Annotated in this window: 16 protein-coding genes; 2 read left to right on the top strand and 14 right to left on the bottom strand. The window is 37.8% G+C overall.

Annotation, left to right across the window (positions count from 1 at the left end; translation table 11 throughout):
• Window positions 1–100: 100 nt before the first annotated feature.
• The 6 genes from MJQ71_RS11160 to MJQ71_RS11135 all read right to left on the bottom strand — a co-directional run bounded on the left by MJQ71_RS11160 (window position 101) and on the right by MJQ71_RS11135 (window position 7,488).
• Window positions 101–1,369, bottom strand: coding sequence for a beta-1,2-mannosidase (locus MJQ71_RS11160; RefSeq protein WP_238806697.1), 1,269 nt, complete (start codon window positions 1,367–1,369; stop codon window positions 101–103).
• Between the two features lie 41 nt (window positions 1,370–1,410).
• On the bottom strand, window positions 1,411–2,415 hold the full coding sequence (locus MJQ71_RS11155) for a bifunctional heptose 7-phosphate kinase/heptose 1-phosphate adenyltransferase (protein WP_238806696.1): 1,005 nt from the start codon (window positions 2,413–2,415) through the stop codon (window positions 1,411–1,413).
• Between the two features lie 88 nt (window positions 2,416–2,503).
• Entirely contained in the window at window positions 2,504–3,736 is a 1,233-nt protein-coding gene (locus MJQ71_RS11150) for a DUF2264 domain-containing protein (RefSeq protein WP_238806695.1), read from the bottom strand.
• Between the two features lie 11 nt (window positions 3,737–3,747).
• A complete protein-coding gene (locus MJQ71_RS11145) occupies window positions 3,748–5,127 on the bottom strand; it encodes an alpha-L-fucosidase (protein WP_238806694.1) in 1,380 nt (459 codons plus the stop codon).
• A gap of 15 nt (window positions 5,128–5,142) precedes the next feature.
• Window positions 5,143–6,186 carry an isoaspartyl peptidase/L-asparaginase family protein gene (locus tag MJQ71_RS11140; RefSeq protein WP_238806693.1) on the bottom strand — a complete coding sequence of 348 codons (1,044 nt, stop codon included), beginning with the start codon at window positions 6,184–6,186 and terminating at the stop codon, window positions 5,143–5,145.
• Window positions 6,187–6,240: 54 nt separating this feature from the next.
• A complete protein-coding gene (locus MJQ71_RS11135; protein ID WP_238806692.1) occupies window positions 6,241–7,488 on the bottom strand; it encodes an ROK family protein in 1,248 nt (415 codons plus the stop codon).
• Between the two features lie 380 nt (window positions 7,489–7,868).
• On the opposite strand from MJQ71_RS11135, the gene MJQ71_RS11130 reads away from it, so the two are divergent.
• Together MJQ71_RS11130 and MJQ71_RS11125 are read left to right on the top strand one after the other, a co-directional pair.
• Complete coding sequence (locus MJQ71_RS11130) at window positions 7,869–11,270, top strand: DUF7133 domain-containing protein (protein WP_238806691.1); 3,402 nt, start codon at window positions 7,869–7,871, stop codon at window positions 11,268–11,270.
• Window positions 11,271–11,430: 160 nt separating this feature from the next.
• Window positions 11,431–12,438 (top strand): sugar phosphate isomerase/epimerase family protein, encoded by a 1,008-nt coding sequence (locus MJQ71_RS11125; protein ID WP_238806690.1) that lies wholly within the window; start codon window positions 11,431–11,433, stop codon window positions 12,436–12,438.
• A gap of 50 nt (window positions 12,439–12,488) precedes the next feature.
• Here MJQ71_RS11125 and MJQ71_RS11120 read toward each other — a convergent pair whose 3' ends face one another.
• The 8 genes from MJQ71_RS11120 to MJQ71_RS11085 all read right to left on the bottom strand — a co-directional run bounded on the left by MJQ71_RS11120 (window position 12,489) and on the right by MJQ71_RS11085 (window position 23,471).
• Window positions 12,489–14,030 (bottom strand): FG-GAP repeat domain-containing protein, encoded by a 1,542-nt coding sequence (locus tag MJQ71_RS11120; RefSeq protein WP_238806689.1) that lies wholly within the window; start codon window positions 14,028–14,030, stop codon window positions 12,489–12,491.
• Between the two features lie 142 nt (window positions 14,031–14,172).
• Entirely contained in the window at window positions 14,173–15,888 is a 1,716-nt protein-coding gene (locus MJQ71_RS11115; protein ID WP_238806688.1) for a GMC oxidoreductase, read from the bottom strand.
• A gap of 72 nt (window positions 15,889–15,960) precedes the next feature.
• Entirely contained in the window at window positions 15,961–16,491 is a 531-nt protein-coding gene (locus tag MJQ71_RS11110) for a gluconate 2-dehydrogenase subunit 3 family protein (RefSeq protein ID WP_238806687.1), read from the bottom strand.
• Between the two features lie 83 nt (window positions 16,492–16,574).
• Window positions 16,575–17,450: an alpha/beta hydrolase gene (locus MJQ71_RS11105; protein ID WP_238806686.1), complete on the bottom strand. Its 876-nt coding sequence runs from the start codon at window positions 17,448–17,450 to the stop codon at window positions 16,575–16,577.
• A gap of 101 nt (window positions 17,451–17,551) precedes the next feature.
• Window positions 17,552–19,207, bottom strand: a complete 1,656-nt coding sequence (locus tag MJQ71_RS11100) for a carboxylesterase/lipase family protein (RefSeq protein ID WP_238806685.1) — start codon at window positions 19,205–19,207, stop codon at window positions 17,552–17,554.
• 73 nt (window positions 19,208–19,280) lie between these two features.
• Window positions 19,281–20,207: a sugar phosphate isomerase/epimerase family protein gene (locus MJQ71_RS11095; protein ID WP_238806684.1), complete on the bottom strand. Its 927-nt coding sequence runs from the start codon at window positions 20,205–20,207 to the stop codon at window positions 19,281–19,283.
• A gap of 17 nt (window positions 20,208–20,224) precedes the next feature.
• Window positions 20,225–21,775, bottom strand: coding sequence for a carboxylesterase/lipase family protein (locus tag MJQ71_RS11090; protein ID WP_238806683.1), 1,551 nt, complete (start codon window positions 21,773–21,775; stop codon window positions 20,225–20,227).
• A 13-nt stretch (window positions 21,776–21,788) separates the two neighbouring features.
• A complete protein-coding gene (locus tag MJQ71_RS11085) occupies window positions 21,789–23,471 on the bottom strand; it encodes a carboxylesterase family protein (RefSeq protein WP_238806682.1) in 1,683 nt (560 codons plus the stop codon).
• Window positions 23,472–23,493 lie beyond the last annotated feature (22 nt).

Genomic DNA, 23,493 nt, shown 5'->3' with positions numbered 1-23,493 from the left:
TGATTTATCTGCTTTATTTCGATAAAACAAATCTACTATTTTTTGATTATTAATAGCATTATTTGGGAATTTTTAATTTGTCATAAATACAATTAATCGTTCAAGATTTTAACAATTTATCTAGTCTTACAACCGACTGAATCATGGCACGCACATCATGATAATTGATTTTCCAAGAATGACTCATGTGTCTCCAAATAGGTTCACCTTGACGAGTCATTAGTGGCCACCATTCGCCTAATTTGTGGTTAATCATTTTATCAAATACAAAACGGTGAACGTTTACATAAGCATTCCAGTATTTTTCGTCTTTCAAGTATCGGTAAGCATCAAGCATTCCGATTAACATTTCGGCTTGCTGCCAAAATTCTTTTTCTCGGTCATAGACTTCGCCAGCGTGCGAACCTTCTACGAAAACACCACCAAATTCCCAATCAATGCCATTATCAACCGAATGGCTAAATGATTTTTGAATTTGTTGTTCGTATAAGTCATAAGGCAACTTCAAAATATCTAGGGCGTGCATCAATAACCAAGCAAATTCTGAGTTATGCCCGTAGCTGGTATTGTCTTCAGCAGAGGCCTTTTGTCCATCTTCGCTGAATCTGTCCCAACCCCAAACAATATCAAATTTTATCTGTGGAGCAACAGTCCAATCTGCCCAAAACTGTGGAATTCCAGTGCCATATTTTGGGTGCATGATTTTCTTGGTCAATAACTCAATTGCTTCCAATAATTTACGTCGATGTACTTGTTCACCTGTACATTCGTAGAGTGTTGTAAATGCTTCCATCAGGTGCATGTGAGCGTCAAGTGTTTTGCGGTCACCACCTGCCGAGCCAGCACCTTTTAAATCCCAGTTTCGATGGAACATTTCCCAATAACCGCCAAAATGTGTATCAACAGCGTATTTTTGTAGTAAATCAAATACTTTTTCTGCATATTCTCGTCCACGTGGGTCGCCAGTTGCAAGGGTATATTCGCTCAAACTATAAATGGCAAAACTATGACCATAAACTATTTTTTCATCAATTACAACTTCGCCTTTGCGGTTCATCATCCAGTAAAAACCGCCATATTCTGCATCCCACATTTTATTGAGCATAAAATCAACGCCATGGCGAGCCATTTCTGCCAATTTCCCACCGCCATAACCTGCACGATGAGCCGATGAATAGGTGAAAACGGAGCGAGATTGGGCAATCAAAGATTTTTCATCTTCGCCCGAATCATTGCCAAATTCATCGAAATGTGTCAAAAAACCGCCGTATTGGGTATCAACGGTGCGAGAAATCCAGAAAGGTAAAAGGCCATTATTGAGATAAGAGACAATTTCGTCTCGCAGCTCTTGGGCATGAGAAAGATTCATAGTTGAATAGTTTTTTATAGAGGTTGAATGCTGATATGATTCTAGTTAAGGTTTTGTTCTAAAATTTCTTCCAAAGTAGCTGTGCCAGTTTGGTGCAACTTCTGAACTGTTACGGCGGCAGCTAAATTAGCAATTTCGAGCGATTCTTTTATAGTTGCACCCGTACCTCGGCTTGCCGAAAATGCCGCTACAACTGTATCTCCTGCACCAACTGTATCGAGTTTTGTGTTCAATTTTAATGCTTCTACGCTTTGTGTTTTGTCGGATGAAATATATAAAATACCGTGTTCACCACGAGTTATGACGAGCGAACCGCCAATTTGTTTGAGCAAAGCTTTGCCATACATAATGCAAGCTATTTCATTAGCTTCTTCTATTTCTAAAACGCCAACTAAGCGGGCTAATTCTTCGGTATTTACTTTTAAAATAATGTTTTTGATATGCAGTCCATACGCACGTAAATCGGCTACAAAAAGACAATCAGGAAATTTTTCTAAAACACTATTAAGCTGCTGAATTCGTTGAGGCGTAAGTAGGGGATTAGGAAATTGTTGGTTGATAATCAGAACATTAAGATTAGGTAAAGCAGATTCAAGGTCAAGCAATATTTGCTTAAATATCTCTTCAGAAAGAGCATTGTTTGTTCCGAAATCTAGTCGGTTTTCTTCGCCATTGACCGACATCGGTTTTGTATAAGTACAGGTATCCCAACCGCTCGAAAGACCTTTCAGAAATGTAGTATCAACATTGATATTTTGAAACAAATGCTTCATTTCTCGCCCAAAAATATCATTACCAATACAGCCAAAAACTTGTATATTTTCTACGCCTAAAGCCGCCAAATTCTGAACTACATTTCCTGCCGCACCTAAAGAAGTTATGGGCTTACTGCCCCAAAAAACTTCTTTACTCGTTTCAACCGAAAATTCGTGCGTTTGCTGGTTAATTGCATAGTAAAAATCAACAGCAAAATCACCAATAACCCCAATTCGGAGATTGCTAGTTTTTTGAAAAATTTGCTTTATTTTGGTTGGTTGAAGAGGCATGAGTTTCTAGTTATTTACTCAAATAATTGTTAAAAAACTCAAAAAATCATAATGATGATATTTTTGATAGTCGTGCTTATTATTCTTTTCAATCCACATGACCATCTTTCTTGAAGGGTTTGCCACTCCATGCTTTTTTTGCTGTCCATTCGGCTGCTGGGTCAGTCCAAAATGGGTGCGATGCAGGTAAGCCTAGCGGTAAGAATCCAAAAGTACATAAGTATAAACTTCCAGTTGTAATATAAGGGTCGGCTGCTTCAGGTTGGTGTCCTGCAAAACCTAATTGCAACCAACCTTTTTCGTCAAAAGTGCCATCGGCTTCAAACTGATTTTCCATAACTTTTGTCAACGCACACCTTACCTGTGCTGGTTGAATATAAGCGGATAAGTTATTACTTAAAGCCACTGCTGCCAATACTTGGAACGCACCAACTCGATACGCTATCGAACGCCCAATTGGTGGATAAGTGCCTTCTGGCGAGATGAATCTTTCCTGATGCTCAGCATAGCGAATCATGCGTTTGAGAGCAAGGTCGTATTCTTCTTTTTTTGCGAGTTTATTTTCAACCATTACTTGCAAAACCTCAACGAGCATTGGATGAATAACAAAAGAATTATAATAATCCATCGCAAAGCTTGGTCCATCGCCATAAATGCCATCGCCGTAGTACCATTCTGGAATTTTCTTGAGGGCATAATCAATGCGAGCTGGGTCATAGTCTTCTCCAATTTTAAGCAGAAAGGTTTCGGTCATGGCCGAAAAAAGTAACCAATTGCTATAATATGCCTTTCGATTTCTTAGCGATTTGAATTCCTCAATAAAACGTTTTTTTGTGAGTTCATCGAGCGGTTCCCAAAGTTTGGTTTTTGCTCTTAAAAATCCCTGTGCTAAAAATGCCGCATCAACCAAAGGTTGCATTTCTTTTCTGAAATTAAGATAATCAGGACTTTGCTGATTAACCATGTTTTTCAAACCGACAAGCAGTTCTTCCCTCAATTTTTTACGAAGTTTCCCTTCATCTGTGTTGTCGTCATCTAGTGCGAGCCATGGAGCAATACCCGCTACGGTTCGGCCGACAGCCTCCAAATGTGAAACGGGAAATTCTCTTTTATAAGTATTTGGCCCACCCTCAATGGGCATATTTTTGACTAAAGTTTCTTGTGCTAAATTATGCACTACAGGATAAGAAATTTTATACAATAATTTACTCCAATATGCCCGATTTTGTTCGCCAGTTTCATTATTAAATGCTTTATTTTGGGCGAAAATAAGTACTGGACTTATCAACGAGAAAAGGATTATAATTAATGTTTTTTTCATTTATCTTGTTCTTATTTTAAAGCATCAACTATTTCATAAGTCCAAGCGTATTGGCAAGGAATATTACTCGGATTAACAGACGGAGCTATTATTGTAAGCGTATTATTTTTATGTGTAAATTTTACATCGCCCTTATACCCCAAAAGGTTGATTTTTAGGGGTTTATTAACGTTTTGAATCGTTATAACTTCATCCCAATGACGAGTAATAGCGTAAATATTTTTATCTTTTTGAGTAAAATACAAGGTTGATTCTTTAGTCAAAGCTGGAGAATTATGCCATTTACGAGAGCCATAAATGGCATTGCTATTTACTTTTAGCCAAGTGCCTATTTCGTGTAAACGTTCCTGCATAATTACTGGAATCGTACCATCTGCGGCAGGGCCAATGTTGAGCAATAAATTGCCGCCTTTAGCCACAATATCAATGAGTTGATGCACGAGAGCCTCGCCTGTTTGGTAACTGTCAAGGTTTTCATTTCGGTTATAACCAAACGATTCTCCCATGCCTCGACATTCTTCCCAAGGTTTCTGAAATCCATTGGTAGTTTCGGTATTATCATTGCCTCCGTGGCCGTATTCTGATGTATAAAAACTTCCGTGTTTACTTTTAGTATCATTGCCCCAACGGTCGTTCACAACAATATTATTTTTTACCGCAGGATTATTATAAAGCCAAGCCAAAAATTCTTCACTTTTCCAAGTTTTGGCAGGATAATCCCACTCCCCATCAGTCCATAAAATATCAGGTTGATAGCGAGTTACGAGGTCTTTCATTTGTGGCAACATTCGCTCGCTCACATATTGATTTACATCGTTTTTATAAACAGGATTATACCATTCGTAAAGTGAATAATAATAACCCATTTTGAGGTTTTTTGCTCGGACAGATTTCATTAAATCGCCTGCTAAATCTCGGTGTGGGCCAACGTCAACGGCGTTCCAATTCCATGATTCTTTGCTTGGCCAAAGTGTAAATCCTTCGTGGTGTTTTGATGTCAGAACTACATATTTTGCTCCAGCTTGTTCAAATATATTTGCCCAATCGTCAGGTTGAAAAAGTTCGGCTTTAAAATCTTGCACGAAATCTTGGTAGTTTTTATCACCAAAATTTTTCTTGTGAAATGCCAAAAACTCAGGATGAATTTTAAGATTTGGGGCGAATAATCGTTGCCAATACCATTCGGCATAACCGCTACCAAATCCATCGGCATTTGATTTTGTTGCCCAAGAAGGAACAGAATAAAGTCCCCAATGGATAAAAATGCCAAATTTTGCATCTTCAAACCAAGTTGGTGTTGGTCTTTGGTCGAGGCTTTGCCAATTAGCTTGATATTGGGCATGACTATTGACACCAATAACAATGAAGATTATCGTTATGAACTTTTTCATTCGTCTAAAATATCTTTACTTATAATGACTGGTGGCCATAAAAACTTTTCCGCCGTCTTCGCTTGCTGTAACCGAATAACTAAATCCAGGGTTGATTGAGTACGCTCCGTATTCGCCTAGTTTATTGATGGCGATGAAACCTACTTGAAAATCTTTGGCTTTTACGGGGTTTATTTTTACTAAACGTTCAATAGCAGCTTTGCATGCTTCTTCTGGACTTTTACCCATTCGCATCATTTCGACTACCAAATGAGTTCCTGCAATCCTGATTACTTCTTCGCCTTGACCCGAAGAAACGGCCGCTCCAATTTCATTATCAACGAATAGTCCAGCTCCGATAATTGGAGAATCTCCCAAGCGGCCTTTCATTTTGAAACCCATTCCGCTGGTAGTACAAGCTCCCGAAAGATTTCCTGCATTATCCAACGCAATTGTTCCCATTGTATCGTGGTTAAACGAGCCATCTTCCAAGAAGTTTGGAGCAAAAGGGCCATGTCCTGCCTTTTTTTGTCCTTTTATTTGTTGTTGCTCAATATTCATAACTGGCTTATATTCCGATTTTTTAAGCCAATTTTTGTAAGATTGTTCAGCATCAGCCGAAAGTTTATCAGGTTCTTTTGTGAAACCATTAGCCAACGCAAATTGTAAAGCACCATCGCCCACCAAAAATACATGTGGCGTACTTTCCATTACCTTTCGAGCTACCGAAATCGGATGTTTGATGTGTTGTAAATAGGCAACCGCCCCGCAATTAGCATATTCGTCCATAATACAAGCATCAAGTGTTACTTTTCCGTCACGGTCGGGGTTTCCGCCCAAGCCAACACAACAATTAATTGTATCTTCGATTGACCTTGCACCTGCTTCAACTGCATCTAATGCACGGCCTTTTGGTTCTTTCAAAATTTTCCATGCTACGGCATTCACAGGTAAACCGCTATCCCACGTTGAAACTACGATTGGTTTTTGTATGGTATTGGTTTTGGCAAATGCTTTGCTAATTGACAAAAATGGTAAACTAAGTACCGACCAATGTAAAAAATTTCTTCTAGATTGCATAAAATAAATGGATTATTGTATTGTTGAATGAGTGATTTTACGGAATAATGAAAATTATGACGCTTTTAATATATTTTCGACTACGTAAGCGTGAACGCCATAAATTTTTGCATCATCGCTGAGTTGCGAAATTTCGATGCTCAATTCTTCTTTGAAATCGGTCAAGCAATATTTATTGATTGCGTGTTCGATTGGATTTACAATCAATTTTTGAGCTTTAGAAAGTACACCATCAATAATAATTATTTGTGGATTGAATAAATGCACTGCAATTGATAACCCTTTACCGAGTTCAAGACCAATATTATGAATGATGTCAATTGCAAAAGCATCGCCTTGTTGGGCAGCATCAATCACCATTTCGAGGTTGATGTTTTCGAGTTTATCTTTGTATTCCCCTAATTTTGAAACCTGCCCATTTCGCAAGCCTTCTTTGATATTTTTTAATAAGGAAGACGCAGAAGTAATTGTATCTAAACATCCAACTTTTCCACAATAACAAAGAACACCATCAGGATTAACCTGAATATGTCCTAGCTCACCTGCGAAGCCTGAAGCACCATCGAAAATATCACCGTTAATAACGATACCTAAACCAACTCCCCAGTCAACATTGACCGATAATACGTGTGATTTTCCTTTAGCTAAACCAAAACGATATTCCCCAAAAGCAGTTGCTTTAGAGTCATTAATCACAAATGTTGGTAAATTAAAGTGAGCTTCGATGAGTTTTCCTAAAGAAGTATTTTCTTCGTTGAGGCCTTTGTAAGTGTAGTTAATGCCCGTTTTCTTGTTGACCAAACCAGGAATGGAAACGCCTAAAGCTATAATTTCTTTTCCTTTCGAGATTTTTTGTTCAACAACATTATCTACTAATTTAAAAAGTGTTTCCAAAAAAGATGGATTATTTTTTAGTTGAAGGTCAAAAACTTGGGAAAAAACAATTTCATTTTTCAGATTTAATACCGCAATTCGAGTATCATGCGTATTAATATCAAGGACTAAAATGAAATTTTTATCTGGATTTACGCCGTAAATTGCAGGTCTTCTGCCTTGTTTAGAGATGGCGAATCCTGTTTCAAGAATCCATTTCTCGCTGACAAGTTCGTCAATTAAAGCAGTAATCGAAGGAATACTGATATGTAGCGAATGTGATAATTCAGCAATTGTATTTTTGTCATTAAAGTACAAATCATTAAGAATGCCCTTCTTTTGTTTGTTTTTCTTAATATCAACAACAGATTCTTTGCTGTTTACTTCCACTTCAGGTTCAATAGCGTTTTCGGTTTTAGGTATGAGCATAGTGCTTTTTTATATAATAGGTAAGTAAATAATAGATAAATGAGACTAAAATTAGGATTAAAATACAAATCTCAGTTTATTTTTTTAAATTAAACAATAATTATTATAAACATTCCTGTTTTTACAGATATTTATTTTAATAAAAATAGTATAAAATTCTTATTAAATAAAATTATTTAATAAGTCGCTTTAAATATATTCAAGAAAATGGTTAACTAGACTAAATCTAATTGATAAATTTAATATTTAACACGCAAAAATTATCGAAAATTTATTTTTCTTGTAACAGAAACATGTCTGCACAGCATGAAAATGTGAAGCCTATTGTTTACTTTTAAGGTCAGATTTAAACTTCAAAACTATTCAACTATTATACGACTATGACTTTAAGAAAACTTCTTAAAAACAAATTACTGATAGCCACCGCTTCCACGGCTTTCATTGTTTCTTGTGTGAAGCTTAGTAAAAAAGAACAACCACTTATTATTAATGAAGATGCAACCAAAGCAGTTGCAAAAGCAAAAGAAATTCGTGAAAAAACTCCAATAAAATTGACGGATGGCGTACAAATGACTCTTTGGGCGTCTGATTCGCTTGCTCCAGACCCAGTTTCTATGTCAATCGATGACCAAGGAAGAGTTTATCTGATTCGTACAAATCGTCAAAAAAATTCTGAATTTGATATTCGCGGACACCGTGATTGGATGACGGAATCAATCGGCTTACAAACGGTAGAAGATAGAAGAGCATTTCTGCACAAAACATTTGCTCCTGAACGTAGTAAAGAAAATGAATGGCTCAAAGATTTGAACGAAGATGGTAGCCATGATTGGCATGATTTAGCCGTTGAAAAGGATGAAGTTTGGCGTTTGGAAGATAAAGATAATGATGGAATTGCCGATGTTTCGATGCGTGTAGTGAATGATTTCTTTGAAGAAATAACTGATGTAGCAGGTGGACTATTAGTAAGTGGAAAAGAAATGTTTATCGGCATTGCACCTGATGTTTGGCGTTTGAAAGATACCAATAATGATGGCATTTATGATAAAAAAACATCCATTAGTCATGGATATGGCGTTCATATTGGTTTTGGTGGACACGGAATGTCGGGCGTAACTGAAGGTCCAGATGGACGAATTTACTGGAATATTGGCGATATAGGTGCAAATGTCACCACTGTCGATGGGAAAAAATTTGAAAACCCTAACTCAGGAATTATTGCTCGTTCAAATCCAGATGGTAGCGATTTCGAGATTTTTGCTAGTGGTTTACGCAATACACACGAGTTTGTTTTTGATGATTATGGAAATTTGATTTCGTCAGATAATGACGGCGATTACCCAGGCGAAAGTGAGCGTTTGGTTCATGTCGTAGAAGGCTCAGATGCTGGATGGCGTTCAAACTGGCAATATGGAAAATATACCGACCCAAAGAATAATAAATTTAATGTTTGGATGGATGAAAAACTCTACAAACCTCGTTGGGATGGACAAGCGGCGTATATAATTCCGCCAATCATGAATTATCATAATGGCCCAACTGGTATGGTTTATAATCCTGGAACAGCGTTGGGTTCAGACTGGAAAAATAAGTTTTTCTTGGTAGAATTTGTCGGAAGTCCAACTCGCTCACATATCTGGTCGTTTGGTTTGAAACAGAAAGGAGCATCATTTGTACTCGATGGAGAAAAAGATGTTGTTAGCGGAATTCTACCAACGGGAATTCGATTTGGCCCAGACGGAGCATTATACGCCGCCGATTGGATAAATGGTTGGGATACCAAAAATTATGGCCGTGTTTGGAAATTGGATGTGACAAAAGATAAAAATGACTACGAAGCTCTGCGAAAAGAAACCAAACGCTTGATTCAACTTAATTATGAGGCACAAACAGATGCGGTTCTTTATGGATTACTATCAAATGTTGATATGCGTATTCGCCAAAAAGCTCAGTTTGAACTTGTAAACAGAGGTCAAAAAGGTTTTACACAATTAACAAAAGCCATTGCTCAAACACAAAATCAATTAGCTAGAGTACATGCCATTTGGGGAGTTGGACAATTGGCTCGTCAAAATAAAACTTTTGCTTCGCCTTTAATTACATTGTTGAAAGATAGTGATGAAGAAATCATTGCTCAAGCCGCTAAAATTATTGGTGACGTAAGACTTGAAACTGCGGGAAGTGAATTAGTGCCTTTGTTGAAAAGTAAAAATCCAAGAGTGAAGTTTTATGCTGCCGAAGCAATTGGTCGTATTGCCTATCAAGATGCCGTAAATCCGCTAATTCAAATGCTCGAAGCCAATAATGATGAAGATTTATATATTCGTCATGCGGGTGTTTTGGCTTTGTCAAGAATCGGAAAAGTTGAGCCAATGGTTGCTTTAGCTAATAATCCAAGCAAAGCACTTCGTACGGCTGCGGTTTTGGTTTTGAGAAAATTGAAAAATGATAATATTGCAGTTTTCTTGAATGATAAAGATGAATATATTGTAACAGAGGCTGCTCGTGCTATCAATGATGATTTATCGATTACTGGAGCATTGCCAGCTTTGGCGGCTACTTTGGCAGATAAAAGATTTACTTCTGAACCTTTATTGCGTCGTGCTATCAATGCTGCTTTGCGAGTCGGAACGGGCAAAGAACTTGATTTATTGATTGCCTTTTCAACAAGAACTGATATTAAAGACAATATCAAAGCAGAAGCTTTGGCTACTTTGGGGTCATGGGCTAATCCTTCGGTTTTGGATAGAGTTGATGGCCGTTATCGTGGAAAATTAGAAAGAGATGGAGCATTAGTAAAAACTAAAGTTCAACCTTTTATTGGCAATTTCTTGAAAGAAACAAATGCCGAATCGCTAGTTGCAATGGCTGGATTACTTTCAGATTTGAAAATAAAAGATTTTAATACAGAGTTAGCTACAATTTATGATAACAATAGCAATTCTAAAGTAAAAACAGCTATTCTTTCGGCTTTGAATGACCTTAATTACGCAGAAATGGAGGCGATTATTAAGAAGGGAATGGAAGATAAAGAAGAAAATGTAAGAACTGTTGCATTGAGTTTATTGAGCAATGAAAACGTGTCGAAAGAAAGCTTGCCAGGGATTGTAAAAACGATTTTTACAAAAGGGGGAATCAAAGAACAGCAACAAATTTTGATAGTTTTAGGAAAATTAGCAATTGATAAAACCCAATCTATTTTAGACGGTTTAATTGACCAACTGAAAGAAAAACAATTATCACCAAGCCTTTCTCTTGAATTGAAAGAAGCCGTTGAGACTTCTGGCTCAGAAACCCTAAAAACAAAAATCGCGGCAATCAAACCAAATGCCTCACCGATGGATGAATATTTGGAAGCTCTTTTTGGCGGAAATCGATTTAATGGTCGTAATACCTTCAACTATAACTCAACAGCTCAATGTGTGCGTTGTCATTCGCTGGGTGGTGAAGGTGGTTCGGTTGGGCCAAACTTATCAAAAATCGGTAGTACTTTAAGCCGTGAACAAATTTTGCAAGCACTCATTGAGCCAAGTGCGAGGCTTTCGCCTGGTTATGGTACAGTTTCATTGAAACTAAAAGATGGACAAGAAGTAACTGGAACTTTAGCCAAGGAAAACGAACATGAATTGGTCATTACTACTTCTGATGCAGAGCCTTTGGTGATTCCAGTTTCTCGCATCGCTAAAAGAGAAAATATGCCATCAAGTATGCCACCAATGGGAACTTTACTTTCAAAAAGAGAAATTCGTGACGTGGTTGAATTTTTGGCTAATCTGAAGTAAAGTACGAAAAGTTCAGTAATTAAGTTTACTGAACTTTTTTTTAACATAATTAGGCATCAATGCTTGGATTTGCTCAGTTTTAATTAAATTCAAATATGTTTTTGAATCTTGTTATCGGGGTTCAATCATTCTTATCGTTTATTCAACCATTCTCTTAACTATGAAAAATGAAATTTCTCGCCGTGGCTTCATGGCCATTGCTCCAATCGCAACCATTGGCTTGTTGCTCAACAAACGCTCTAATAGTTGGTTAGACAAGCCAAATTCAAAATTTGGCGGCGTTCAGATTGGCACTATCACGTATTCTTTTAGAAGTATGCCACACGATATTGACCAATTGTTGCAGTTTTGTATAGATTGTAATGTAAGTGCCATTGAAATGATGGGTGACCCCGCCGAGGATTTTGCAGGAAAACCTAAAAATCCGAATCCATTTAGAATGGGGCCTCCACCACGCCAAGCAGCTGGTCAACCGCCACAACGTCCACAAATGACCGACGAGCAGAGAGCTCAAATGGCTGAATACAATAAAAAAGTAGCGGCTTGGAGAGAAACTGCATCGATGGATAAATTTAAGGAAATTCGTAAGAAATTTAATGATGCGGGTGTATCGATTTATGCTTTTAAACCGAATGCTTTTGGTCCAAACAATTCGGATGCAGAAGTAGAATATGGCATGAAAGCCGCTAAAGCTTTAGGTGCAACATCAGTAACGGTGGAACTTCCAACTGATTCAGCACAAACCAAAAGATTGGGCGATTTAGGTGCGAAACACAAAGTTTATGTGGGGTATCACGCTCATTTGCAAGCAACTGATACACTTTGGGACGAAGCTTTAAGCCAATCACCTTACAATTCGCTCAACCTTGACTGTGGACACTACATTGCTGTTGGTGGAAAAAACACCAAAGAATCGTTGTTGGCATTGATTGAAGCCAAACACGACCGTATCACAAGTATGCACATCAAAGACCGTACTGCCGATGGTAAAGGAAATTTGGAATGGGGCAAAGGCGATACTCCACTCAAAGAAGTTTTAACATTGATGAAGACCAAGAAATATAAATTTCCAGCTACGATTGAGTTAGAATATGATATTCCTGAAGGATCAAATGCCGTAAAAGAAGTTGCCAAGTGTGTGGCTTATGCCAAAGGTTTGTTGAGTTAATGAGCATATTTAGTTTTCAAATGCCATCTACAGAGATGGCATTTGAAAAATTATTTTAACTTATTCACTAAAACCAACACCGCAGTATCTTTTTTAGATTCATTTATACGACCACGTTTGTTTCGGTCAAAATTGCCTAATACAATATCCTCATCACCGTCAGCATCGAGATCGGCGGCATCCATCACGAGCCAATTTCCTGCATTTACTTCTTTGATTGATGAAGCTTTAAAGGCAAACTTGCCCTTATTTTCTAGATAAACAAAACCTTCTTTTGGCTGATTTTTGAAATCGGGGAAATAAGCAATTGTTGCAATATCAACGTCACCATCTTTGTCAAAATCTCGAGCCAAAGCCTTAAAACAGCCATTAATCGGATAAAAAAATGCTTGTTGAAATTGTGGCGATGAACTGTTATTTTTACCTACATTTAAAAAGCCATAAACGCCATGATAATTCTTGAGAAGATGCGTAGAATAATCTGCATTATCTCCACTTGTATATAATATATCTTTTAAACCATCATTATTCAAATCAACTAATTCAAAGAAACTTGAGCCATTTACAGGCGAAAACCGTAGAATTTCTTTGGTTTCAAACTGAAGTGCACCTTCCGCACTTTTGCCTTTATTTGTAAATAAGAAAATGCCTTCTTGAGCTTGTGCAAATAATACCCAAATGTCGGGTAAACCATCTTTGTTTACATCATCAATGTATGCTTTTATAGCACCAGGTAAGCTTCTTATGATAAATTGTTTGTAGTTGTTTTTACCCAAATTTTTGTACCATATTAATGCTCCATTTTTATTGCCATAGCCGCAAATAAGTTGGTCAATTAATCCGTCTTTGTCTAAGTCAACAGATATACTTTGAACGGGTCTTGGCAGATTTTCGATGACTAATCCCGTATTTTTGAAATTATTTTTCTCAGATAAATTGAAGCTATTTAAAGTACCTTTTGTCAAATCATTTGGATTTAAAATGCCAATATTTGTCAAATATCCAGTTCGACTACCTGATTTTTGAAGCGAAATCCCGAAGTCAATATCAACAATAGTTTCTGTTAATTTTTGAGATAAAATAGCTGTATTTTTCTTGTCAAAAATGCTTAACAAGGCATCACTTGCTGCATAAATTTGTTGATTTGCAGTGTCAATTTTAATGTAAGTGAGCGATGGAAAACTACTTTGTGTAATCGAAACAGGTTTTACCGAAAATAAATCAGTGATTGCAGAAATGGGTTCACGACCTTGATTGGGTAATTTTTCAGGAGCATTTTTTTGATAAAATGCTACAATTTTTTCCCAATCTTCAGGCGAAATAGCAGAAATACTTTGATATTGATTATCGACTCCTTTCTGAATATCTGGATAAACTTCCCCATTGACTATTTGTAGGCCTAATTGTTTGGCCATTACGGGCATGATATTGTTTTTCCAAGTGTTTTTATCAAGAAGAGAAGGTTCTGGAAAAATATGACAAGAACTACAATAGGTTTGAGCAAGTTTTTCGCCTTCAGATGGTTGATTACAGCCCAAAGTAAATAATAAACCAACGAAAGAAAAATAGCTTATTATTCGTAAAATATTCATATTATTTGATTCAAAACTTTTTGTGAACGATTCCGAAAGCTAAGTAAAATTGCTTGCCTTACAAAAAAGGCAATGATTATTAAATATCCAAAAACAGAAAATGCGTACTTTTAGGGTACGCATTTTCGTAATAAAAGCGGTATTATAAATTCTTTTTCTTCAATTCGTTTACCGCAAAATTGGCTGCACGAGCGGTAAGTGCCATATACGTCAATGAAGGATTTACGCAAGAAGCCGAAACCATAGCGGAGCCATCAGTTACGAAAACGTTTTTCGCTCCCCAAACTTGATTATTGCCGTTCAATACTGAAGTTTTTGGGTCACGTCCCATGCGAGCAGTTCCCATTTCGTGAATTGCCATACCCAAATATGAGCCACGGTCGTAACCTTTTACATTTTTCACACCAGATTTTTCGAGCATTTCAATGGCGTCATTTTGCATATCGACACGCATTTTTTTCTCATTTTCTTTCAATTCGGCATCAAAAACTGGAAGAGGAAGACCCCATTTATCTTTATCGGTTTTGTGTAAATAAACACGATTTTCAAAGTAAGGAAGCGTTTCTCCAAAACCACCGAAGCCCATTGTCCAGTTACCAGGTTTTGTTAGTTCTTCTTTAAAATCTGCACCGAAACTCAATTCGGCTACATTTCGCTGCCATCCTTGACGGCTACCGCCACCTTGATAACCAAAACCACGTAAATAGTCACGTTTATCACTGCCAATATTTCGGTAGCGAGGTACATAAATACCATTTGCTCGACGACCAGAATAATATTTGTCCAAGTCTCCTTCCCATTCTCCAGCAGCTCCAGTGCGGAAATGGTGATCCATTAAATTATGACCTAATTGTCCAGAATCATTGCCGAAACCATTTGGAAAACGCTCAGAAGTTGAGTTTAGCATCAAAGTTGTAGATCCTAATGTACTTCCACATACAAAAATGATTTTGGCATAGAACTCACGCACATCCAAAGTTTGTGTGTCAATGATACGTACTCCAGTAGCTTTTTGTGTTTTATTATCGAATAAAATTTCTTTTGCAACCGAATCAGGGCGAAGGGTCAAACGACCAGTTTTAGCCGCAGGCGGTAAAGTACAAGATTGTGTACTGAAATATGCCCCGAAAGGACAACCCAACGCACATTTATTGCGATATTGACATGCTGCACGACCAACACCCAATTGTTCTTTGCGGGCTTCTGAAAGATTGGCAACACGGCCAATTGTCATTGTACGACCTGGGAAATTTTTCTCAAGGCGTTTACGAACTTCTTTTTCTACACAATACATTTCCATTGGAGGTAGAAAATCGCTGTCTGGCAATTGCGGTAAACCTAACTTTTCACCAGAAATTCCAGCAAATTTTTCTACATAAGAATACCACGGAGCAATATCTTTATAGCGAATAGGCCAGTCAACTGCAATGCCATCTTTGAGGTTGGCTTCAAAGTCAATATCACTCAAACGATATGATTGACGCCCCCACATGATTGATTTTCCACCAACAATATTGGGTCTAAACCAGTCGAAACGTTTGTCTTCTTTATACAAAGCATCCGAATCGTTCATCCAATATTTTTCGCTCATCTCGTTGTACGGATAATCACGAGATAATTTTGGGTGGCTTTCTTTCTGAGCAACCGTTAATCGGCCATTGTACTGCGATTCCCACGGAGCTTTCATAGCATTTTCGTAGCCTGTCACGTGTTCGAGTTGGCGACCTTTTTCAAGCATTAAAACTCGTAAACCCTTTTCAGTCAATTCCTTAGCTGCCCATCCGCCTGATATTCCAGAGCCAATTACGATGGCGTCGTAAGTTTGTTCTTTGATTAAATCTATATTTAAGTTTGCCATATTTTTATTTGATATGATAGATGTGAGATACTTGATTTGGGAAAATGTATTTTTTCCACTCTCGTTTCTGAATTATAAAGCCCAAGCTTTTTGACCAGGTTTTAATGGAATACAAGCCTCAAATTTACCAGGAATTGGCAAGTATTCTAATGCCTGCGTGGCACCGATTTCGGAAGTGAAATAACCTGTTACTGTCAAACCTTTCATCGTTAAAAAAAACGTTTTGTTATCAATGGTGCTTTGTTTGACCATTTCGTTTTTTTGAGCGAGGTCGAGAGCAGCAAAACCTTTTCCAAATTTAGCTTGGCTATCGGCATCTAATTTTGCTAATCCTGCATAAAACTTTTCTTGTTCTGGTTTTTCGTAACAATCTCGCATCACACGCACGATAAACTTTTCAACACCAGCTGCTTTTGCTCCAGGTGTACCAGTTGTTGGGATAATAATATCTGCAACATCAGCTAGTAAGGCTTCTTGAGTTGTACTTACTTTGAGGCTTTCGCCTGTGTTGAGGACTTGCCCCATTGCACCTGCCATGAGTGGTGCTGCCATTACGCCTCCGAGTAGGAGCGTGGCTCTTTGAATTGATTCTCTACGATTCATGTTTTTTTAATTAATGTTGAATAAATAAATGAGAAAATGCTAGCAAATAGTGGTTGATTGATGCTATCATTGCTCATTCAAAATTATCTACGGAAACTGTCACCTACAAATTTTAAAACTTCTGGCAAAGCAGTACGCCAATAAGTCCAGTTATGGCTTCCATCACGAACTCTAAATTCGTGTGGTATTTTTTTGTCAATCATCATAGCATGAAGAGCCATATTGCCTTTTATCAAGAAGTCATCGTCACCGCAATCAATATAAAATTTTACCTTTTTTATATCATCACTGTTAGCATTTTCGACAATTTTTATTGGAGCATTTTTGTAATAATGGTCTGTCAAACGGCTTTTTCCAGATAAGTCTTTTCCATATAAATCACCAAAAACGGCATTCCAACGAGCATTATCTGTCGAGTTAGATGTAATTTCTTCGTCAGTCCAAACGGCAGCACTAAGTGGAGCTGCTGCCACAAACATTTCGGGGTGTTTGGTTGCATAAAGTAATGTTCCAAGTCCACCCATTGAAAGACCAGCTACGGCTCTAAATTCTTTTTTTGCTCTAATTCTGTAGTTTGATTCAATGTATGGAATAAATTCTTTGATGAAGAAATCTTCAAATTTAGTTTTTCCATCGAAAGTATTCATGTACCAACTAACGCCTGCATCGGGCATCACAATAATCATTGATGGAGCTTCACCACTGTTAATGGCCTTGTCTGCAATTTCGGGAGTTTGTCCAAATTGTGTCCAACCAGTTTCATCATCGGTGTAGCCGTGAAGTAGATAAAGTACAGGATAAGCCCGATTGGTTTTGTCATAGTCGGCAGGTAGGTAAATGCTGTATTCAACATCTTTGCCGAGGGTAGTACTTTTAATTTTTAAGCTTTCTTTGAGCGTTCCTTGTTGGGCGTACCCAGCGAAAGAGACTATTAATAATAGCCAGAGTAATCGTTTCATTATACGTCGTAATTGTAAGGTTGAATAATAACCAAATATAGCAGATTTACTTTCATTTTTATTCAAGAAAATGCCAATAAATCTGCTATAAATATAATTATTTAACTAAGCGATTTTCTAGCTTCACGGTCTGGGTCATTTTTGAGCATTGATTCGTCATTTAAAACCATTGTTTCACCGTTTTCAGAAGTATATTTTGCCCAATTTGGTAAACCTCCGCCATTTGGATTGCCAGTTCGTGCAAAGTTTAAGAGTGATTTTGCCATTTTTTCAGAAAGTCTTCTTGGTCTTGCACCACCGCCAGTATGTGTCAACATTAGGTCAGTATTATAAAACCAAAAACAAATATCATCACAATGAAAAGCTCTCATTCGACCATCAAAAAGTGGTGGTTGGAAACCAAACCAAGCTACATAAACTGGGGCTTTTTGTTTTGCTTTCGCATCAGCTGTAGTAATGGCAGCTTTTCTGTTACTTGCAATCATTGACCAAATTTCGATAGGTTTTTTATCAGGGAAAACTTTTGCGTAACTATCAACTATGGCACTTGTTTTATCACCAAAACGCGATTTTAATTTATCTTTTGCTTCGGAAAGACTAATGTTTTCAAGCGAAGAATCAACTCGACTTGGGGATTGTTCATTGAAAGTTGTACTGATTATCATCGGAATATCAGCCGAGAAATGCGAATTATTTGCATAAAATGTACCTTCTTCCAAGAAGCGACCATCGGCAACTGGCACAAAACCACCACGAACAAGATTAAGTCTTTTGGCTTCGTCGGCCATTTTTGCAACGGCACGATTGGCAATATCAATGTATTCTCGCCACGGAATTTGTTGTAATTTCCCAACTTCATTGGCAGATAATCCAGCTTCTTTCAAAACAGCTTCACCCAATTTTTCTGAATATTCTTTTGATAAACCACCAAGCGAAGAACCACTCAGTGCTACGACTTTATGGAATAATCCTTTAGCCGATGGCATTGCAGTAAGTGTACAAACTTTTGCTCCACCACCCGATTGGCCCATAATTGTAACGTTGCCTGCATCACCACCGAAATTAGCAATATTATCTCGTACCCATTCCAAAGCAGCTACAATATCTAGCATTCCAACATTTCCTGAAGCAGCCATTTTTTCACCAGCAGCACCCGCTAAATTTGTAAATCCTAAAGCTCCTAAACGATGATTGAGCGAACAAAAAACAACATCACCAAGACGACTGAGATTTTCGCCGTTATAACCATCTTGCTCAATTGCATTTCCATTAACAAAACCTCCACCGTGCAACCATACAATAACTGGCCTTTTCTTATTATCAAGTGCGGGAGTCCAAACGTTAATTTTTAAACAATCTTCACTTACGTCGTCATAATTCCAATGGTCAACAAATGAGGCATATTGGTCGGCGTAACGTTTTTCCATGATTTGTGGTGCCGAATTTCCCCACCAAACGGCAGGTTTAATATCTGTCCAAGCTTTTGGTTTTTGTGGAGGCATAAAACGATTTTCACCTGAAGTATCTGCTCCGTATGAAATACCCAAAAAGGTATGAATTCCACGCAAAATATAACCTCTTACTTTGCCATATTGCGTATTTGCAACCGCAATATTATCCCCAACAAATAATACTTGTTCATCTTCATTATCTTTTGGTTTAACACCTTTTGCTTCCGAAGAAAGAGTAGTGCCAAGGCCTAAGCCCGCTGTACTTAAGCCTAATTTCTGAATGAAATTGCGTCGGTTTGATTTCATGTCAATAGTTTTTATAGGGTGAATAGATGGAAAATCGGTATTGAAATCAATTTAATAATGCCAAAATGGAGGATTATCCCATGATTTTCTTCAAATTGTTGAAGCTAGTTGTTAAATTTTCAACTGGTGACGGAGCTCCATCTTGCTCAACAAAATAATGTTTTACGCCCGCCGTTTTAGCTGCGGCAAATATTGGATTAAAATCAATGTAGCCAGTTCCTACCTCTACTGGGCGTTGTGTTTCTTTGTTCAAATCTTTTACGTGGAAGAGAGGGAAACGTCCTGGATGTTTTTTGAATAACGCTGGAATATCAACACCAGCTTTGGTTGCCCAAGCAAGGTCAAGCTCAAATTTTAGTATATCAGCACTGATTTGTGAAGTCATCATATCGAATGGACGTTGCCCTTCAACTTGCTCAAATTCCGCAGTATGGTTGTGGAAAACGAAGGTTAGTCCAGCTTTTTTTGCTGCTTCACCTGCTTTTTGAAGAATTTCGAGCGAAAGTTTTATTTCCTCCATTGTTTTTACTGGAGTGCTTGCACAAACCAAGTACTTTACACCACCTTCAGCAGCTTCATCAACAATTTGTTGGGTATCATTCAATAATGATTTCATCGGTGGCATTGCTGGTCGTGCAGGTGCTGCACTTCCGTCGGCTGTTGGACGTGGAGCAGGTCGATTAAATGGAGCTCCATTTACGTGGTGTGCTTGCCAAGACATGCCTAAATCGATCACTAATTTAGCAAATTCTTTAGGTTTCATGCCATAGTAGCCACCTTTCATACTAAAAGCAGATTCGATTTCTTTGTAGCCAATGGTTGAAATTTGCTTCAATGTTCCTTCAACGTCTTTATCAATAACTGACATTGTTGTAAACAATTGAACGCCAAAATTGGCCGTTTTTTTATTATCAAAGAATGCGTCTGCTAAATTAGGTAACATCAACCCACCAAGTGCTAAAGCACCCGAATTTCTAAGAAAATCTCTTCTGTTTTGCATCGTAGTTATTTTTAAAATTATTTATTTTTATTGCTTTGTTCCATGAAATACTTATCCCAAAAAGCCAATTGCTCCTTTGATGGTAATTTTGAATATATTGGAGTTTTGCCAAATTCCATCACTTGTGGGTTTGTCGAATCGAATGCTTGCCAATCGGGGAGGCCTTTCGCATTTGGATTACCATTTTTAGCAAAATTTACCCAATATGAAGACATTTGTTCTTCTAAAATCTTATCGGATGCTTGAAATGGACGATTCCATTTGTGTAGCGTGTGCAAAGCGTAACCAAATTCGGCAGAATGGAATGCCCCAAAATCTTGTTTATCTGAAAATTGTGGCGGTACGTGGCTAAAATGATAAAGAAACGCTTTATTTTTTCCTTTGCTCGATTGCAATTTCGCCCAAGTATAGTTTTGCCAGCTAAAGAGTATATCGCCATCCATGGCATTTTGAGATTCTTTGGCTTCTTCGTCTGTGTTGGCAGGATAAACTTTTAGAAAATCATTGCTAAGTTCACCATATTTTTTCTCGGCATCTATTTTAAAATCTATTGCGTTAAGGACTTTTTGTCGTGGAAATCTATCGCCTGCATTCCAACCTGTGAGTAGCGGAACGTCATTTTGTTTATTTTTCTCGAAAATTTCGTGTACTTGTTCTGTTAAAACATAACCATCAATAATCGGAGAATTCATCGCCCCATTGAGCTTTAATAATTCATCGGCAGGTTTGATTCTCAATGTTGCAATAGAATTTGCTTGCATTTTTTCGGCCAATTTTACTCCGACCAGTTCGGCTTCAGCGAGTGATGGAGTTTTTCGAGTTAATCCAAAAATTCCGCCACTTTCTGCAATTACTCTATGAAACAGTCCTTTTGCTAAAGGTGAAGCCATTAAAACATTTATCCCAAATGCTCCAGCCGATTGACCAGCAATGGTCACATTTTGAGGATTTCCACCGAAGGCAGCGATGTTCTTTTTGACCCATTTCAAGGCAGCAATCATATCAAGAATGGCATAGTTTCCCGAAGCATTATACTCACTTTCTTTGGTTAAGTCAGGATGAGAGAGGAAACCAAAAATGCCTAAACGGTAGTTGATAGTGACAAAAATTGCTCCTTTTTTTGCCATGTTTTCTCCATCATATAATGGCACAGAACCCGAACCACTTGTAAAAGCTCCTCCGTGAATCCAAACAATAACAGGACGTTTTTCGGCACTTGACTTGGCGGCTGTCCAAACATTGAGGTACAAACAATCTTCGCTTAATGGTTCTTGTGGAGCCAGAAATTCGGCGGTGTACATCATAAACGGCACAGGTTTATTTTGTATGGCACTTGCTGAAAAGGCTTCACATTTACGTATTCCTTCCCAATTAGTGACGGGTTGTGGAGTTTTCCATCGCAATTCGTTCACAGGCGGTGCAGCATACGGAATGCCTTTATAAACCAATACATTTGGGTTTTTGCCTCGAATCCCTGAAATATTTCCATTCTCAATTCTAATGATATTCTTTTGGCCAAAAACAAGAACTGAAATCAGTAAAAATGAAATTGTTAAGATTTTCTTCATTCCTTTTGCTGTGTTATTTTAGTATAATTACACCAGAGTTCTTTAGTTTTTCTGCTTCAATATTTGGAAGTTTCCAATTATTGTCGAATCTTCCTCCCGAAATAATGTTTGTATTGCTTCCTTTGAAAAGTATAAAATCTTGAAATCTTCCAAGTGCATTCATGGCTGCTGGTGAGCCTTGGCGAGTCGGAACGCCGTTTGTCATTTCAGGAACTGTCCACCACGGTAAACCAGAGTTAACCAAAACATAATGATTTCCTACAGGGAAAGTGTATGCAAGACCATAATCTGTTGCAGAAGAATTGAGATGAATGGGTAATTTATCGGCAAATTTTCCAATTAATGTATTGGTTTCTTTTGTTCCAAATAGTATCAAATTTGATGCTTCAATATCGCTTGGACGTACTTCTTTATCACTCAAGGTTCTTGGAAAAACCATCACTCTACCCAAGAAATCACCACGATAAACAGACCATTCTGCTGCTTTTTGGGCATCTGCTCGACGTTTTGCTAATTCTTCTGATGATGGATTTCCTGCTGTGCCGTAAACATAAATGTGACGGTCTGCAATGGCTTCAGTCATTGGGCCTTCAGCCCCTTCTTTTTTCGACAATTCTTCGGGTGAAAAAGTAATTTCAGTCCAAGTACCAGTTTTTTTAGAAAATGTAACCGTATTTCCTGTTAGTGTATTTATTGATTTTCCATCAATTATTACTTCTAGTTGATTTTTTGATTTAAATTTTGGGTGATTTTCGAGGTTTAAACTGAAAGTATTAAGCTCTGAAGTTACGATTTCAATGTGATTTTTTGCCGTAAATTTCGCATCAATTAAAGCGGTTTTTCCTACCGTAAATTCGTTCAACTTTACCCAATATGATTTGCTATGTTTGTATTGACTTGTTGCGAAACGTACTCTTTCAGGAAAAGGATTACGTTTGAATTTTGCAAACCAATCAAAGATGAATTCGTCTTTGTAGGCATTTTCCCAACTATTATGTTGTACACCTGGATATTCTGTATATTCTACTTGCGTGCCAGCATCTTTCAAGCGTTTTACCCATTTACGTGTTGAATCAACATTTACTGCTGGATCTTTGTCTCCTTGAAAGAAATAAACAGGAAAATTGAGTGCATTCGGTACTAATTCGAGCGTTCCAGCAGGAGGAGCAGGACATACAGGTGCAATGGCTGCCCAAATATCTGGATGACTCAGCCCAATCCACATTGTGCCACCGCCTCCCATCGAAAGCCCTGTCAGATAAGTTCGGTTTTCGTCAATAGAAAATCGTTTTTTTGCGTCGGCAATCATGTCCATCACATCTTTTTCAACTACACCTTGGTAGCCTATTGTGCCACGAGCAAATGAAGAAACTACGATGTAATCTACGTCTTTCCATTCTGGAAAATAGCGACTTGCTTCCACATCTGATTCACCTTGAGCATTGCTTTTACCAAATACCCTTCGCAATGACAAACGATGGTTTGATCCCGCTCCATGAAGCATTACAACGAATGGATATTTCTTTTTTGGATTATAATTCTTTGGCAAATACAAGCCATAAGGCTGTTCGGTATCATCAACATCCGAATGAAATGTCAAAACTTGTGGCCCAGAAGGAAGCTTTTGAGCAAGACTATTTATACTCATTGTGATACCCAATAGTATTACAAAAATGAGGTTTTTTGAGAATTTCATAGTGTTGAGGTTGAATAGTGAT

Origin of the sequence: Emticicia aquatica, from assembly GCF_923079645.1 — a bacterium.
Taxonomy (GTDB): domain Bacteria; phylum Bacteroidota; class Bacteroidia; order Cytophagales; family Spirosomataceae; genus Emticicia; species Emticicia aquatica.
The sequence above is the reverse complement of the archived record's forward strand: the minus strand, read 5'-3'. Positions and strand labels throughout refer to the sequence as shown.

Coding starts and splice junctions, on each gene's coding strand:
- MJQ71_RS11155 (WP_238806696.1), bottom strand. CDS start 2,415: ATGCCTCTTCAACCAACCAAAATAAAGCAAATTTTTCAAAAAACTAGC.
- MJQ71_RS11105 (WP_238806686.1), bottom strand. CDS start 17,450: ATGAAACGATTACTCTGGCTATTATTAATAGTCTCTTTCGCTGGGTAC.
- MJQ71_RS11100 (WP_238806685.1), bottom strand. CDS start 19,207: ATGAAATCAAACCGACGCAATTTCATTCAGAAATTAGGCTTAAGTACA.
- MJQ71_RS11130 (WP_238806691.1), top strand. CDS start 7,869: ATGACTTTAAGAAAACTTCTTAAAAACAAATTACTGATAGCCACCGCT.
- MJQ71_RS11150 (WP_238806695.1), bottom strand. CDS start 3,736: ATGAAAAAAACATTAATTATAATCCTTTTCTCGTTGATAAGTCCAGTA.
- MJQ71_RS11095 (WP_238806684.1), bottom strand. CDS start 20,207: ATGCAAAACAGAAGAGATTTTCTTAGAAATTCGGGTGCTTTAGCACTT.
- MJQ71_RS11135 (WP_238806692.1), bottom strand. CDS start 7,488: ATGCTCATACCTAAAACCGAAAACGCTATTGAACCTGAAGTGGAAGTA.
- MJQ71_RS11085 (WP_238806682.1), bottom strand. CDS start 23,471: ATGAAATTCTCAAAAAACCTCATTTTTGTAATACTATTGGGTATCACA.
- MJQ71_RS11125 (WP_238806690.1), top strand. CDS start 11,431: ATGAAAAATGAAATTTCTCGCCGTGGCTTCATGGCCATTGCTCCAATC.
- MJQ71_RS11160 (WP_238806697.1), bottom strand. CDS start 1,369: ATGAATCTTTCTCATGCCCAAGAGCTGCGAGACGAAATTGTCTCTTAT.
- MJQ71_RS11145 (WP_238806694.1), bottom strand. CDS start 5,127: ATGAAAAAGTTCATAACGATAATCTTCATTGTTATTGGTGTCAATAGT.
- MJQ71_RS11140 (WP_238806693.1), bottom strand. CDS start 6,186: ATGCAATCTAGAAGAAATTTTTTACATTGGTCGGTACTTAGTTTACCA.
- MJQ71_RS11090 (WP_238806683.1), bottom strand. CDS start 21,775: ATGAAGAAAATCTTAACAATTTCATTTTTACTGATTTCAGTTCTTGTT.
- MJQ71_RS11120 (WP_238806689.1), bottom strand. CDS start 14,030: ATGAATATTTTACGAATAATAAGCTATTTTTCTTTCGTTGGTTTATTA.
- MJQ71_RS11115 (WP_238806688.1), bottom strand. CDS start 15,888: ATGGCAAACTTAAATATAGATTTAATCAAAGAACAAACTTACGACGCC.
- MJQ71_RS11110 (WP_238806687.1), bottom strand. CDS start 16,491: ATGAATCGTAGAGAATCAATTCAAAGAGCCACGCTCCTACTCGGAGGC.